The organism is Halomonas sp. 25-S5, from assembly GCF_029889845.1.
Lineage (GTDB): Bacteria > Pseudomonadota > Gammaproteobacteria > Pseudomonadales > Halomonadaceae > Halomonas.
Genome location: NZ_JARANV010000003.1, coordinates 50,635 through 63,768 on the forward strand (window position 1 = coordinate 50,635; position 13,134 = coordinate 63,768).

The following is a 13,134-nucleotide window of genomic DNA, read 5'->3' on the forward strand; positions in this document are numbered from 1 at the left end:
CGCGATGAGGAAGATCGACAGGCCAGCGCTGCCAACGGGCGATGCGAAAACGGGCGATGCAAAAAAGGAGCGCCATTATTCCAGAGACCGGCCGGCAATGCGCGGATCGTTGCTGGTGGGGCAGACGACGGCCGGGGTGGCTACAGTCGCACCATCATTGTGTGCGATACTCCGCCCTTTCTGCCGCCGCTCACCATCCGTTGTAACGTCAGGGACCCCTGCTCATGGCCCAAGGTACGCTGTTCATCGTTTCCGCTCCCTCCGGCGCCGGCAAGACCAGCCTGGTGCGCGAGCTGATCGAAAGCCTCGACGGCATCCAGGTCTCGGTCTCCCACACCACCCGCGAGCGCCGCGCGGGCGAGGTGGACGGGGTCAACTACCACTTCGTGGACGTGCCGGCCTTCGAGGCGATGATCGAGCACGGCGACTTCTTCGAGTACGCCCGGGTCTTCGACAACTACTACGGCACCTCGCGCCGCAGCGTGGAGGCGATGCTCGCCGCCGGCCAGGACGTGATCCTGGAGATCGACTGGCAGGGCGCCCGCCAGGTTCGCCAGCAGCTGCCTGATGCCGTCTCGGTGTTCATCCTGCCCCCCTCCCGAGAAGAGCTGGAGCGTCGGCTGGCCAGCCGCGGTACCGACGAGCACGCGGTGGTCGCCCGGCGCATGCGCGATGCGGTGGAGGAGATGACCCACCACGACGAGTACGACTACCTGGTGATCAACGACGACTTCACCACCGCCCTGCGCGAGCTGCAGGCGCTGGTCATCGCCCGTCGCCTGACCCGCGAGCGGGTGAACGAGCACCACGCCCCGCTGCTCGCCGAGCTATTGTCTTGACTTCAGCCGCGGCGCTTGTCCTGACCCCGCCGCGGCGCTTGTCAGGGCAACCGGGCGTCGCGTAATCTATCCGGTCTACCCATTGGTGGAATTCCCGGGGCGTTCCCACGTCGGCCGGGGTTTTGCCCGTCAGCATCATTCAGGAAGGCATCCATGGCACGTGTCACCGTCGAAGATTGTCTGGAAAACGTCGAAAACCGCTTCAAGCTGGTGATGATCTCCACTCACCGTGCCCGCCAGTTGGCCCGCGGCTCCCGCGACGCCCTCTTGCCCTGGGAGAACGACAAGCCCACGGTCATGGCCCTGCGCGAGATCGCCGAGGGGCTGGTCGACGCCAGCGTGCTCAACGAGCCCATCGAGGCGGCGCCGGTGCGCGTGCGGACCGAGTTCGAGCCGGGCACCCACGTCGAGGAGTGATCCTGGCCGCATGTTCACCATCGATGACCTGGCCGACCGACTCGGCGGCTACCTTCCCCAGGACGAGATCCGGCAGGTCAGGCGCGCCTTCTACTATGCCGAGCAGGCCCACGACGGCCAGCGCCGGCGTTCTGGCGAGCCCTACGTCACGCATCCCTTAGCCGTGGCCAACATCCTGGCCAACATGCACATGGACCATCAGAGCCTGATGGCCGCCATGCTGCACGATGTCATCGAGGATACCGGCGTCTCCAAGAAGGCGCTGGGCGAGCAGTTCGGCCAGCCCGTCGCCGAGCTGGTCGACGGCGTCTCCAAGCTGACCCAGATCACCTTCGAGGACAAGGCTGTCGCCCAGGCCGAGAACTTCCAGAAAATGGTGCTGGCGATGTCCCGGGATATTCGGGTGATCATCGTCAAGCTCGCCGACCGCCTGCATAACATGCGCACCCTGGGCGCCCTGCGCCCCGAAAAGAAGCGCCGCATCGCCCGCGAGACCCTGGAGATATACGCCCGCATCGCCAGCCGGCTGGGCATCAACACCATCCGGGTCGAGCTTGAAGACCTCTCCTTCCAGGCCCTCTACCCGATGCGTGCCGAGCGCATCAAGCGCGCCGTCTCCAGCGCCCGGGGCCATCGCCGCTCGACGATCCGCCAGCTTCAGACCAGCCTGCAGCAGAGCCTCGATGACGAGGGTCTGCCGGGAACGGTGATCGGTCGACAGAAGCACCTGCTGTCGATCTACCGCAAGATGCGCGACCAGCGCAAGTCCTTCGCCGAAATCATGGACGTGTTCGGTTTTCGCATCATCACCGAGGACGTCGACAGCTGCTACCGGATCCTCGGCGTGGTGCACAACCTCTACAAGCCGGTGCCGGGTCGTTTCAAGGACTACATCGCCATCCCCAAGGCCAACGGCTACCAGAGCCTTCATACCACCCTGTTCGGTCGTGGCGGCATGCCCATCGAGGTGCAGATCCGCACCCGCGAGATGGAGGCCCTGGCCAACAACGGTATCGCCGCCCACTGGCTCTACAAGGCCGGCCAGACCGAGCATCCCATCGCCCAGGGCAGCCATGCCAGGGCCCGCGCCTGGGTCAAGGGCCTGCTGGAGATGCAACGCCACGCCGGCGACTCACTGGAGTTCATCGAGCACGTCAAGAACGATCTCTTTCCCGACGATATCTACGTGTTCACGCCCAAGGGCGACATCATGGAGTTGCCTCAGGGCGCCACGGTGATCGACTTTGCCTACAGCGTGCACACCGATATCGGCAACAGCTGCATCGCCTGTCGTATCGACCGCCACCTGGCCCCGCTCTCCACCCGCCTGGAAAGCGGCCAGACCCTGGAGATCATCACGGCGCCGGGAGCGCGCCCCAACCTGGCCTGGCTCAACTTCGTGGTCACCGCCAAGGCGCGTTCGGCGATCCGCCACGCGCTCAAGCATCAGCAGCACACCGAGGCGGTGCAGCTAGGCCGGCGCCTGCTCAACAAGGCGTTGGCCAGGTTCGAAACCAGCCTGGAGGAGTTGCCCGAGGGTCTGCTCGACAGCCTGCTGGAGGAACATTCGCTCAAGAGCGCTGAGAGCCTGCTGGAATCCATCGGGCTGGGCACCCGGGTCGCTCATGTGGTGGCCCGACGGTTGGTCGACCTGCAGCAGGGCGAAACAGGCGAACCCCTGGAGCATCCGGAGCGCACTCAGAGGCCAATCATGATCAGCGGCGCCGAAGGCATGGTGATCAAGTTCGCTCGCTGCTGCCGTCCGCTGCCCGGCGATCCGGTAATCGGCCACCTCTCGGTGGGCAAGGGTATCGTGGTTCACCGCAGCGATTGCCGCAATATCGCCGAGCTCAGAAACGATCCCGACAAGCTGTTCCCCCTGGAATGGTCCGATAACATCACCGAGGACTTCCCCGCCGCCCTGCGCCTGGAGATGGAAAGCCGCCGCGGCCTGGTGGCGGAACTCGCCGCCCTGGTCACCGATGCCGGCGCCAACATCGAGCGCATCGGCATCGAGGAGCGCGACGCGCGGCTGTCGATCGTCAACCTCATCCTCTCGGTACGCAACCGCGTGCACCTGGCGCGCATCATCAAGCGCCTGCGCAACCTCGCCCATGTAGGCCGCATCACCCGCCTCGGCAACTGAACCCTTTCCGTCCGCCGGCCGCATGAGGCGGCAGGCGGGCTGCTTTCCCATTTCGCGATGCTGGACTGAAAGGAGCACCACCATGAGCAACAAGGCCGTGATCAACACCGACCAGGCGCCCGCCGCCATCGGCCCCTACTCCCAGGCCATCAAGGCCGGCAACACCATCTACCTCTCCGGCCAGATACCCCTGGACCCGGCCACCATGGTGCTCGTCTCCGACGACGTCGAGGCCCAAGCGCGCCAGGTCTTCACCAACCTCAGGGCCGTCTGCGAGGAGGCCGCCGGCACCCTGCAGGACGTGGTCAAGCTCAACCTCTACCTGGTCGAGCTGGACAATTTCGCAGTGGTCAACAAGGTAATGGAAGAGTTCTTCGAGAAGCCCTACCCGGCCCGCGCCGCCATTGGTGTCAAGGCGCTGCCCAAGGGGGCGCAGTTCGAGGCGGAAGGGATCATGGTCATCGGCGACTAAGGCGAAGCAGTGAGGCTCTTCCTGGCGCTGGAGCCACCCGAGACGCTGCGCCAGCGGCTGGGCGAGCTGGCCGAACTTGCCCAGGCCCGCTGCGGCGGGCGGCGCGTGTCGGATGCGAGCCTGCACCTGACGCTGGCCTTTCTCGGCGAGGTCGAGGAAGAGCGAGCCAGCGAGCTGGCCGAATGGGTTGGCGCCGTGGCGATACCACCTGGCGAGTGGGGCCTGGACAACTGGGGCTGCTTTCGTCGCCCCGGCATCGTCTGGGTAGGAGGCCAGTCGCTAGCGCTGGAACGGCTCCATGCCTCACTGTGGGATGGGCTGGCTTCGTTCGGTTTCAGCAACAGGCCAGAGCACTTCGTGCCCCATGTCACCCTGCTGCGCCGCGCCCGCCGGCTGGAGACCCTGGGCCTGCCCGCACTCGACCTGGCCTGGCCCTACCGACGGCTCTCGCTGGTGCGCTCCTTCACCGAGAACGACGGGCCCCGCTACGAGACCCTGGCCCGTTCGCCGGCGGCCTGATCAGCCGTCGTTTCTATCACGCCCTTTCGGGCAGGAAGCCCCCTGCCTTCAGCACCTGGGCATAGCCCTCGCGGAAGCTAGGATAGCGGAAGCGATAGCCGCTCTCGATCAGCCGGGCATTGTCGCAGCGCTTGCTGGCGCGGCGGCGCAGTGGCGACTGGATGGTCTCGGTGGCCTCGACCCTGAGCTGCTTCGCCAGCCAGGCCATCACCTCGTGCAGCGGGGCCGGCTCGCAGTCGCTGGCAAGGTAGAGCGCCTCGAGCGGCTCGCCAGCCAGCTGCCGGCCGATCAGATGCGCCAGCACCCCGGCGCAGTCGTCACGGTGGATGCGGTTGGAATACATGACGGGGCTCGACGGGGCGATGCGTCCCTCGCCCACCTGGCGAATCAGGCGGTCACGACCCGGGCCGTAGATGCCCGAGAAGCGCACCACGGTGCCCGACAGGTCATGCTCGATCAGCGCCTGCTCGGCCTCGCGCATCAGCAGGCCCGAGAAGCCCGAGGGCTCGGCGGGGCTGGTCTCCTCGACCACCTCACCTTCGCGCTGGGCGTAGACGCTGGTCGAGGAGACGAAGAACACCCGCCCGGGCGCCGTGTCTCGGCGGGCGAACTCGGCCAGTACCGCGGTCAGACCATCGAGGTAGGCGGCGCGATAGGCCGCCTCGTCGAAGCGGTCGGCGCTGACCGCGTAGACCAAGGTATCGGCGTCCGGCAGCCCGGCCAGGGTGGCCGGGTCGCTCAGGTCGACCGCGACGGCCTCCAGCCCGCTGCCTTCCAGTGCGCGCGGATTGCGTCGCGCCCCGATCACCCGGTGCCCCGCCTCGCGCAGCTCGCGCCCCAGGGCCATGCCGATGTCGCCACAGCCCAGAATCAGTGTCGTCGTCTTCACCTTTCCCTCGCCCCCTGATAAAAAGTCCCTATTGGCATTATTGTGTCCCTGTGCATTGAGCGAGGTCACTGGGACCTTCACCCGTTTCGGAAGAGGATGCCTGTCGGCACCACCATGACTCTAACAGAACTCCGCTACATCGTGACACTGGCCCAGGAGCGCCACTTTGGACGCGCCGCGGAGCGCTGCTTCGTCTCCCAGCCGACGCTGTCGGTGGCCGTCAAGAAGCTCGAGGAAGAGCTCGGCGTGGCGCTGTTCGAGCGCTCGAAATCCACCGTGCAGGTCACCCCGATGGGCGAGCGGATCGTCGAGCAGGCCCAGCGCGTGCTGGAACAGAGCAGCGTGATCAAGGAGCTGGCCACGGCCGGCCGCGACCAGCTGGCGAGCCCGCTGCGCATCGGTGCCATCTACACCATCGGCCCCTACCTCTTTCCGCACCTGATCCCGGAACTCTCCCGGCGTGCGCCGCAGATGCCGCTCTACATCGAGGAGGGCTTCACCGGCAACCTGCGCCGCAAGCTCAGGAGCGGCGAGCTCGATGCGATCATCATCGCGCTGCCCTTCACCGAGACCGACGTGGTCACCAAACCGCTCTACGAGGAGGCCTTCGAGGTGCTGCTGCCGGCCGACCACCGTTGGGCCGAGCGCGAGAGCATCGACAAGGAGGACCTGCTGGAGGAGCGCCTGCTGCTGCTCGGCGAGGGCCACTGCTTCCGTGACCAAATCCTCGAGGCCTGCCCGGCGATCAGCCACCAGCTCGCGAGCCCCTCCAACACCCTCACCGCCGAGGGCGGCTCACTGGAGACCATCCGCCACATGGTCGCCTCGAAGCTCGGCATCACCGTGCTGCCCCGCTCTGCCATCGGCACCGGCCACTACGAGAGCGGCATGCTGATCAGCCGCCCCTTCACCGCCCCGGCACCCGCGCGGACCGTGGCCATCGCCTGGCGCGCCAGCTTCCCGCGGCCCCGGGCCATCGATGCCGTCACCGACGCCATCGCGCGCTGCCGCCAGGCAGAGCTCGAACCGACATGAGTGAGCTCGACGCACCCATCACGGAGCTCAAGGGCGTCGGCGAGGCGCTGTCGCTCAAGCTGGCCCGGCTGGGCGTCGAGCGCGTCAGCGACCTGCTGTTCCACCTGCCGCTGCGCTACCAGGACCGCACCCGCATCACCCCCATCGCCACCCTGCGCGCCGGCCACGAGGCCGTGGTGGAGGGCGAGGTGGTGGCCGGCGAGGTGGTGCGCGGTCGGCGCCGCAGCCTGCTGGTACGCCTGCGCGACGGCTCCGGGATCCTCAGCCTGCGCTTCTTCCACTTCTCCCCGGCACAGCAGCAACAGTTCCAGCCCGGGGTGCGCGTGCGCGCCTTCGGCGAGGCCCGCGCCGGCGCCACCGGCCTGGAGCTCTATCACCCGGAGTACCGCCTGCTGGCCGGCGGCGAAGCGCCGGTAGAGGACCACCTGACGCCCATCTACCCGGCGACCGAGGGCCTCCATCAGACCCGCCTGCGGGCGCTGATCGACCAGGCCCTGGCCCGCCTGGATGCCGCCCCGGAGGCCCTCCCCGATGGCATTCCCGCGCCCCTGCGCCAGCGCTTCGGCCTGCCCGAGCTTCACCACTGCCTGGACACCCTGCACCGCCCGCCGCCGGAGGCCGACGCCGAGCAGCTGGCGGCCGGCCGGCACCCGGCGCGTCGCCGCCTGGCCCTGGAGGAGCTGCTCGCCCACCGCCTCAGCCTGCAGGAGGTGCGCCAGCGCATCCAGGAGGACGGCGCCCCGGCGCTGCCCGGCGGGCGCAGCCTGCAGGCGCGCTTCCTGACCCAGCTGCCCTTCTCGCTGACCGGCGCCCAGCGCCGGGTGCTCGACGAGATCGCCGCCGACCTGGTACGCCAGGTGCCGATGCTGCGCCTGGTGCAAGGCGACGTGGGCTCGGGCAAGACGGTGGTCGCCGCCATGGCGGCGCTCTCGGCCATCGCCGCCGACTGCCAGGCGGCGATGATGGCCCCCACCGAGATACTGGCCGAGCAGCACTACCGCACCTTCAGCGCCTGGTTCGAGCCGCTGGGCATCGAGGTGGCCTGGCTGTCCGGCAAGCTCAAGGGCAAGGCGCGCCTGGACACCAAGGCGGCCATCCGGGACGGCCGGGCGCGCATGGTGGTGGGCACCCACGCGCTCTTCCAGGGCGACGTGCACTTCCAGCGCCTGGGGCTAGCGATCATCGACGAGCAGCACCGCTTCGGCGTGCACCAGCGCCTAGCGCTGCGCGAGAAGGGCGAGGCCGGCGGCCTGACGCCCCACCAGCTGGTGATGACCGCCACGCCGATCCCGCGCACCCTGGCGATGAGCGCCTACGCCGACCTGGACGTCTCGGTGATCGACGAGCTGCCCCCCGGTCGGACCCCGGTGAAGACGGTGGTGATGCCCGACGAGCGCCGCCCCGAGGTGATGGCGCGCATCCGCCATGCCTGCGCCGAGGGCCGCCAGGCCTACTGGGTCTGCACGCTGATCGAGGAGTCCGAAGTACTGGAGTGCCAGGCCGCCGAGGCGACCCGCGATGAGCTCGTCGAGAGCCTGCCGGAGCTGGCCATCGGCCTGGTCCACGGCCGCATGAAGGCCACCGAGAAGGCCACGATGATGGCGGCCTTCAAGGCCGGCGAGCTGGACCTGCTGGTCGCCACCACGGTGATCGAGGTGGGGGTCGACGTGCCCAATGCCAGCCTGATGATCATCGAGAACCCGGAGCGCCTGGGCCTCTCCCAGCTCCACCAGCTGCGCGGTCGGGTGGGACGCGGCGCCACCGAAAGCTTCTGCGTGCTGCTCTATCACCCGCCGCTGTCGGCGCACTCCCGGGAGCGCCTGGCGGTGATGCGCGAGACCACCGACGGCTTTCGCATCGCCGAGAAGGACCTCGAGATCCGTGGCCCCGGCGAGGTGCTGGGCACCCGCCAGACGGGACTCGCGCAGATGAGAGTCGCCGACCTGGAGCGCGACGCCGACCTGCTGGACCGCGTGGCTCCCCTGGCCGAGGCGCTGCTCGCCGAGCATCCCCAGACCAGCCGCCCGCTGATCCGGCGCTGGCTGGGAGAGGAAGCGGGGCGCTACGGGCAGGTGTGAAAGCTGGAAGCTGGAAGCTGGAAGCTGGAAGCTGGAAGGCAGCAGATTGCCTCCGCCATCTGAGTCAAGGCTCTTTCTTCCAGCTTCCAGCCGCGAAGCGGCGCTCTTCAAGCTTCAAGCTTTTTACAGGTGTTTGAGGAGCCGCTGCAGCTTCTGCAGGTCGCCGGAGTCGCCGACCAGGCGCACGCTGCCGGCCATCATGCCGTCGAGAAAGGCCTGCTGGGTGGGTTTCTTGAGGACCTTGATGGCCGTGGCCTCGTCCGCGAAGCGCAGTTCCAGGTCGAGATCCACCGGCAGGCCACGGCCCGCATGGATACCGCTGGGCGACATGCGGTAGTGGCGGGCGATGGAGAGATCCTCGGTGGCGATGCCCCAGTCGAGGCCACGCATCTCGCCGAGCAGTTCGCGGAACCGAGCCTTGCGGCGCAGGGCACGCTTGAGCATCAGCCCGAGCAGCCACAGCATCAATCGCAGCTTCATATTGGTTCCGCCCCCGGGAAGAGAGTGTGAGGCGACCCGCACGGGACGGGCCGCAATGCCTTACTTCGCCACGGCGTCCTTGAGGCCCTTGCCCGGCTTGAAGGCGACGGTCTTGCTGGCCGGAATGGTCAGCGGCTGGCCGGTCTGGGGGTTCTTGCCGGTGCGCGCGGCGCGCTCGCGCACGCTGAAGGTACCGAAGCCGATCAGGGAGACATCCTGGCCCTGAGACACACTTCCTGTGATCTCATCGAGAATGACGTTGAGCACCTGGCTCGCCTTGTCCTTGGAAAGATCGGCACGCTCGGCAATCGCCGCGGCGAGTTCTGGCTTGCGCATACAGCCCTCCTGGTATTGGCATCATGATGCCGGCGATCACCACCGGCGGTGTTGTTACGGCACATGAGTCGTTATGGCACATGACCTGTCGGTCCATCACGCGCATGCCGGCTCACTCGATCCCGGGGCCTCGTGGCGCAGACGGGGAGATCTCGGGAAGCGACATGCGGATGATGCCGGTCCTCAACGCCGCTGCCTTGCCGGCTCGCTGTCCGCGGCAGGCCCCGTCGTTGACGCAACTAGCCTAGCAACGGCGGCGCGGCTCGCGCCAGTTCGACTTTCCGACGGACGCAGCGTCCTGTCAACGCAAATCCGATCAAACGTCCGTCCTCCGCCTCGGCCAGGGCGGTCAGGTCACCGCCTTCGCCTTCGAGGCGCCAGCGGAACGGGGGATGGGCCGGCGGAAGGGCCACCACCGGCAGCAGGGGCGTCTTGACCAGCACCGGCCAGGGGCCATAGGTCACCGCGGTGGGGGTGCCGGTCAGGGTCCGGGCCAGGGCCTTGGCACTGGCCAGCAGCGGCTGCACGTACATGGCATTGACGCCGTCGACGCAGGCCGCATCGCCCAGGGCATGGATGCCCGGCGCCGAGGTGGCCAGATGCCGGTCGGTGTGGATGCCCGCCTCGCTGACCGTGATCCCGGCCGACTCGGCCAGGGCGGTACGCGGCCGCAGCCCCGTGGCCACCAGCACCAGGTCGGCCGACAGCGAGTCGCCATCGTCCAGTTCCAGGCCGACACAGGCGACGTCGGCCCCCAGGGCCACCAGCTGCCGTCCGCTGTGCAGCACCATGCCGGCCTCGCGGAAGGCCTCGCCCAGGGCGCGGCCCAGGGGCTCCGGCACCAGGCGCGGCAGGGGGGCCGGCTCCGGGGCGACCAGTTCGACGGCGTGGCCGCCGGCGGCGAGGTCATTGGCGAACTCGCAGCCCACCAGGCCAACGCCGATGATCGCCACACGTGCCGGCCTGCCCAGCGCCTCCAGGGTCGTGTGGAAGGCGCGGTAGTCGTCCAGGTCATTGACGCTGAAGACCCGGTCGGCCACAGCGTCGGGCACCCTGAAGGGGTGCACCGGCGCGGCGCCGGTGGCCAGCACCAGCTCGCTCCAGGGCAGGGTCTCGCTGCCGATGGTCAGGATGCGTTCCACCGGGTCGATGGCCTCCACCCGGGTGTGGGTGCGCACCACGGCGCCGAGCTCGTCGGCGACCTCCAGGGCCGAGCGGGCCGCCAGGCGCTGCGGCGGCAGGCGCTTGGCGAAGCCGGTGGAGAGCAGCGGCTTGGAATAGTCATCGCCGCTGTCGGCGGTGATCAGCGTCATCGGTCGCGCCGGGTCCTGCGCGCGCAGCTGACGCAGCAGGCCCAGGCCCGCCATGCCGGAACCGATGATGGTCAGGGGTGCAGCCATGGCAATCCTTCCTGCAGGGGCCGTGGAGATGGAGGATTATCGCAGTTACCCTCAGCGAGGGGCGCTGGGGACAAGCCGAAGAGGAGGTCCTACGCCAGGGATGGCGTCGGTAGCGCCCAGGGAAGGGTTCACAGCGCCTCCTCGCAGGCTTGTCGCCAGATCAGCCTCGAGCAATAGCAGCTACCTGCGATAGCCCTGCCGTCGCGGCCGGCCACCATAAGTGTTCAAATTCGCCATGGTACACTAGCCGCCCCCTGAATCGACGCGGAGAGAGACGGTGAGCAACGGCCCGGGAAGCGATCCCCGCTGGCGCCCCCTGGCGGCGGCGCGCCCTGCCATGAGTGCTGCCTGGTGGCAGTGGGTCGCCTCCCGCGACTCGCTCACCGCCCGGCTGGTCAGCGCCGGCGGCCAGCGGCCCTTCCGGGTCCGGCTGCTGGACCAGCGCCTCGGACGGCCGCGGCGCGACGAGGCGCTGGTCCTGGGCCTGCCCCCGGCCCGCCATGCCTGGCTGCGCGAGGTGGCACTGTGCCTCGACGAGCGCCCCTGGGTGGTGGCCCGTTCGGTGGTGCCGCTCTCCGGGCTGCACGGCCAGCGGCTCGATCGCCTCGGCGAGCGCTCGCTCGGCAGCTGGCTGTTCCGCCAGCCGGACCTGGCGCGCGGTCCCCTCGAGGTCAGCGCCGACCCGGCCCCCTTCCACGCCGCCTCGGGCCCCTGGGCGCGCCGCTCGCTGTTCCGCCACCGGCGCTTCGCCGTGCTGGTCCAGGAATTCTTCCTCGAGCGCATGGCGGATGACCTCGGGCTGCCTTCGCGCTAGGCTCTGGGCCAACCGCCGACTTCACGAGGTAGAGATGGATCGATCCCTGATGCACCCCAGGGGCCTGGCCCGGGTGCCCGACTTCCTGCACCTGACACGCCTCGACCGCCCCATCGGCACCTGGCTGCTGATGTGGCCCACCCTGTGGGCCCTGTGGGTCGCCGCCGAGGGCCTCCCCGGCCGCAAGGTGCTGCTGATCTTCGTGGCCGGGGTCTACCTGATGCGCGCCGCCGGCTGCGTGGTCAACGACTACGCCGACCGCCACTTCGATGGCCACGTCAAGCGCACCCGGAACCGCCCCCTGGCCACCGGGCGGATCAGCGAGGGCGAGGCCCAGGCGCTGTTCCTGATGCTGGTGATGGCCGCCTTCGTGCTGGTCTGGTTCACCAACCTCTTCACGGTGATGCTTTCGGTGGTGGGGGTGGTCCTGGCCTTCATCTACCCCTTCATGAAGCGCTACACCCACCTGCCCCAGGCCTTCCTCGGCGCGGCTTTCTCCTGGGCGATCCCCATGGCCTTCGGTGCCGTGCTGGGCACGTTGCCGCCGGTCGCCTGGCTGCTGTTCGCCGCCAACGTGGCCTGGACCGTGGCCTACGACACCGAGTACGCCATGGTCGACCGCGACGACGACCTGAAGATCGGCATCAAGTCCACCGCCGTGCTGTTCGGCCGCGCCGACCGGCTGATGATCGGCCTGCTGCAGGGCCTGACTCTGGGGCTGCTGGCCTGGGCCGGATGGCTGCTGGCGCTAGGGGGCTTCTTCTGGCTGGGGCTGGCCGCCATGGCGGCGACCTTCGTGCACCAGCAGTTCCTGATCCGCGAGCGGGACCGGGACCGTTGCTTCCAGGCCTTTCTCAACAACCACTGGTCGGGCCTGCTGGTCTTCGCCGGCCTCGCGCTCTCCCTGTGGCCGACGCTGAACGGCGGCTGAGCGAGCGACAGGCCGGACCTGTCACGCTATTGTCATCATGACGTGCTGTCATCGTCATCGATCTGTCATTGACCACGAGGCTCCGGGATGACCGCCAAGACCGTACTGATCGTCGATGATGAGGCGCCGATCCGCGAGATGATCGCGGTGGCGCTGGAGATGGCCGACTATCGCGTCCTCGAGGCGGATAATGCCCAGGAGGCCCACGCCATGGTGGTCGACCACCAGCCCGACCTGGTGCTGCTCGACTGGATGATGCCCGGGACCAGCGGCATCGAGCTGGCCCGTCGCCTGAAGCGCGAGGAGGCCACCGCCGAGCTGCCGATCATCATGCTCACCGCCAAGGGCGAGGAGGACAACAAGATCCAGGGACTCGAGGCCGGGGCCGACGACTACATCACCAAGCCCTTCTCGCCGCGGGAGCTGGTGGCGCGCCTCAAGGCGGTGCTGCGCCGCACCACGCCGCGGGGCATCGAGGATCCGGTGGAGATCGCCGGGCTGCTGCTCGACCCGGTCAGCCACCGGGTCAGCGTCGATGGCCACTCGCTGGAGATGGGGCCCACCGAATACCGCCTGCTGCAGTTCTTCATGACCCACCAGGAACGCGCCTACACCCGCGGTCAGCTGCTCGACCAGGTGTGGGGCGGCAATGTCTATGTCGAGGAGCGTACCGTGGACGTGCATATCCGCCGCCTGCGCAAGGCGCTGGGCGAACCCCATCACCAGCTGATCCAGACCGTGCGTGGCACCGGCTACCGGTTCTCCGCCAAGGGCTGAC

The 13,134-nt window shown here is 68.5% G+C and carries 14 protein-coding genes; 10 read left to right on the forward strand and 4 right to left on the reverse strand.

The window, feature by feature from the left end; genetic code table 11:
- Window positions 1-224: 224 nt before the first annotated feature.
- From gmk to thpR, 5 genes are all read left to right on the forward strand, one after another.
- Window positions 225-839, forward strand: a complete 615-nt coding sequence (gene gmk / locus OP498_RS03460) for a guanylate kinase (RefSeq protein ID WP_280552559.1) — start codon at window positions 225-227, stop codon at window positions 837-839.
- A gap of 153 nt (window positions 840-992) precedes the next feature.
- Entirely contained in the window at window positions 993-1,256 is a 264-nt protein-coding gene (rpoZ, locus tag OP498_RS03465; protein ID WP_280547282.1) for a DNA-directed RNA polymerase subunit omega, read from the forward strand.
- A gap of 10 nt (window positions 1,257-1,266) precedes the next feature.
- Window positions 1,267-3,402, forward strand: a complete 2,136-nt coding sequence (locus OP498_RS03470; RefSeq protein ID WP_280547280.1) for a RelA/SpoT family protein — start codon at window positions 1,267-1,269, stop codon at window positions 3,400-3,402.
- 82 nt (window positions 3,403-3,484) lie between these two features.
- Window positions 3,485-3,874, forward strand: coding sequence for a RidA family protein (locus OP498_RS03475; protein WP_280547278.1), 390 nt, complete (start codon window positions 3,485-3,487; stop codon window positions 3,872-3,874).
- A 9-nt stretch (window positions 3,875-3,883) separates the two neighbouring features.
- Entirely contained in the window at window positions 3,884-4,393 is a 510-nt protein-coding gene (thpR, locus tag OP498_RS03480; RefSeq protein WP_280547277.1) for an RNA 2',3'-cyclic phosphodiesterase, read from the forward strand.
- Window positions 4,394-4,409: 16 nt separating this feature from the next.
- On the opposite strand, the gene OP498_RS03485 is transcribed toward thpR, so the two are convergent.
- Window positions 4,410-5,282: an SDR family oxidoreductase gene (locus OP498_RS03485; RefSeq protein ID WP_280547276.1), complete on the reverse strand. Its 873-nt coding sequence runs from the start codon at window positions 5,280-5,282 to the stop codon at window positions 4,410-4,412.
- A 114-nt stretch (window positions 5,283-5,396) separates the two neighbouring features.
- Between OP498_RS03485 and OP498_RS03490 the strand changes: the two genes are divergently transcribed.
- Both OP498_RS03490 and recG read left to right on the forward strand, forming a co-directional pair.
- Window positions 5,397-6,317 (forward strand): hydrogen peroxide-inducible genes activator, encoded by a 921-nt coding sequence (locus OP498_RS03490; RefSeq protein WP_280552560.1) that lies wholly within the window; start codon window positions 5,397-5,399, stop codon window positions 6,315-6,317.
- Window positions 6,314-8,395, forward strand: a complete 2,082-nt coding sequence (recG, locus tag OP498_RS03495) for an ATP-dependent DNA helicase RecG (RefSeq protein ID WP_280552561.1) — start codon at window positions 6,314-6,316, stop codon at window positions 8,393-8,395. Before OP498_RS03490 ends, recG begins: the two co-directional genes overlap by 4 nt.
- A gap of 123 nt (window positions 8,396-8,518) precedes the next feature.
- Here the strand turns inward: recG and OP498_RS03500 are convergent, their stop codons facing one another.
- The 3 genes from OP498_RS03500 to OP498_RS03510 all read right to left on the reverse strand — a co-directional run bounded on the left by OP498_RS03500 (window position 8,519) and on the right by OP498_RS03510 (window position 10,611).
- Window positions 8,519-8,875, reverse strand: coding sequence for a hypothetical protein (locus OP498_RS03500; protein WP_280552562.1), 357 nt, complete (start codon window positions 8,873-8,875; stop codon window positions 8,519-8,521).
- 60 nt (window positions 8,876-8,935) lie between these two features.
- Entirely contained in the window at window positions 8,936-9,211 is a 276-nt protein-coding gene (locus OP498_RS03505; protein WP_280547271.1) for an HU family DNA-binding protein, read from the reverse strand.
- 239 nt (window positions 9,212-9,450) lie between these two features.
- Window positions 9,451-10,611, reverse strand: a complete 1,161-nt coding sequence (locus OP498_RS03510; protein ID WP_280552563.1) for an FAD-dependent oxidoreductase — start codon at window positions 10,609-10,611, stop codon at window positions 9,451-9,453.
- 337 nt (window positions 10,612-10,948) lie between these two features.
- Between OP498_RS03510 and OP498_RS03515 the strand changes: the two genes are divergently transcribed.
- The 3 genes from OP498_RS03515 (at window position 10,949) to phoB (ending at window position 13,133) form a co-directional block, all read left to right on the forward strand.
- The gene (locus OP498_RS03515; protein ID WP_280552723.1) at window positions 10,949-11,425 is read left to right on the forward strand and encodes a chorismate lyase; all 477 of its coding nucleotides are present in this window, start codon (window positions 10,949-10,951) and stop codon (window positions 11,423-11,425) included.
- A 34-nt stretch (window positions 11,426-11,459) separates the two neighbouring features.
- Window positions 11,460-12,356 carry a 4-hydroxybenzoate octaprenyltransferase gene (ubiA, locus tag OP498_RS03520; protein ID WP_280547269.1) on the forward strand — a complete coding sequence of 299 codons (897 nt, stop codon included), beginning with the start codon at window positions 11,460-11,462 and terminating at the stop codon, window positions 12,354-12,356.
- 87 nt (window positions 12,357-12,443) lie between these two features.
- On the forward strand, window positions 12,444-13,133 hold the full coding sequence (gene phoB / locus OP498_RS03525) for a phosphate regulon transcriptional regulator PhoB (RefSeq protein ID WP_280547268.1): 690 nt from the start codon (window positions 12,444-12,446) through the stop codon (window positions 13,131-13,133).
- Window position 13,134: the final 1 nt, after the last annotated feature.

Bases quoted from the DNA above. Each gene is read 5' to 3' on its own strand.
- OP498_RS03515 (WP_280552723.1), top strand. From the start codon at position 10,949: ATGAGTGCTGCCTGGTGGCAGTGGGTCGCCTCCCGCGACTCGCTCACC.
- OP498_RS03470 (WP_280547280.1), top strand. From the start codon at position 1,267: ATGTTCACCATCGATGACCTGGCCGACCGACTCGGCGGCTACCTTCCC.
- OP498_RS03505 (WP_280547271.1), bottom strand. From the start codon at position 9,211: ATGCGCAAGCCAGAACTCGCCGCGGCGATTGCCGAGCGTGCCGATCTT.
- OP498_RS03490 (WP_280552560.1), top strand. From the start codon at position 5,397: ATGACTCTAACAGAACTCCGCTACATCGTGACACTGGCCCAGGAGCGC.
- recG (WP_280552561.1), top strand. From the start codon at position 6,314: ATGAGTGAGCTCGACGCACCCATCACGGAGCTCAAGGGCGTCGGCGAG.
- OP498_RS03500 (WP_280552562.1), bottom strand. From the start codon at position 8,875: ATGAAGCTGCGATTGATGCTGTGGCTGCTCGGGCTGATGCTCAAGCGT.
- OP498_RS03510 (WP_280552563.1), bottom strand. From the start codon at position 10,611: ATGGCTGCACCCCTGACCATCATCGGTTCCGGCATGGCGGGCCTGGGC.
- gmk (WP_280552559.1), top strand. From the start codon at position 225: ATGGCCCAAGGTACGCTGTTCATCGTTTCCGCTCCCTCCGGCGCCGGC.
- ubiA (WP_280547269.1), top strand. From the start codon at position 11,460: ATGGATCGATCCCTGATGCACCCCAGGGGCCTGGCCCGGGTGCCCGAC.
- rpoZ (WP_280547282.1), top strand. From the start codon at position 993: ATGGCACGTGTCACCGTCGAAGATTGTCTGGAAAACGTCGAAAACCGC.
- phoB (WP_280547268.1), top strand. From the start codon at position 12,444: ATGACCGCCAAGACCGTACTGATCGTCGATGATGAGGCGCCGATCCGC.
- OP498_RS03475 (WP_280547278.1), top strand. From the start codon at position 3,485: ATGAGCAACAAGGCCGTGATCAACACCGACCAGGCGCCCGCCGCCATC.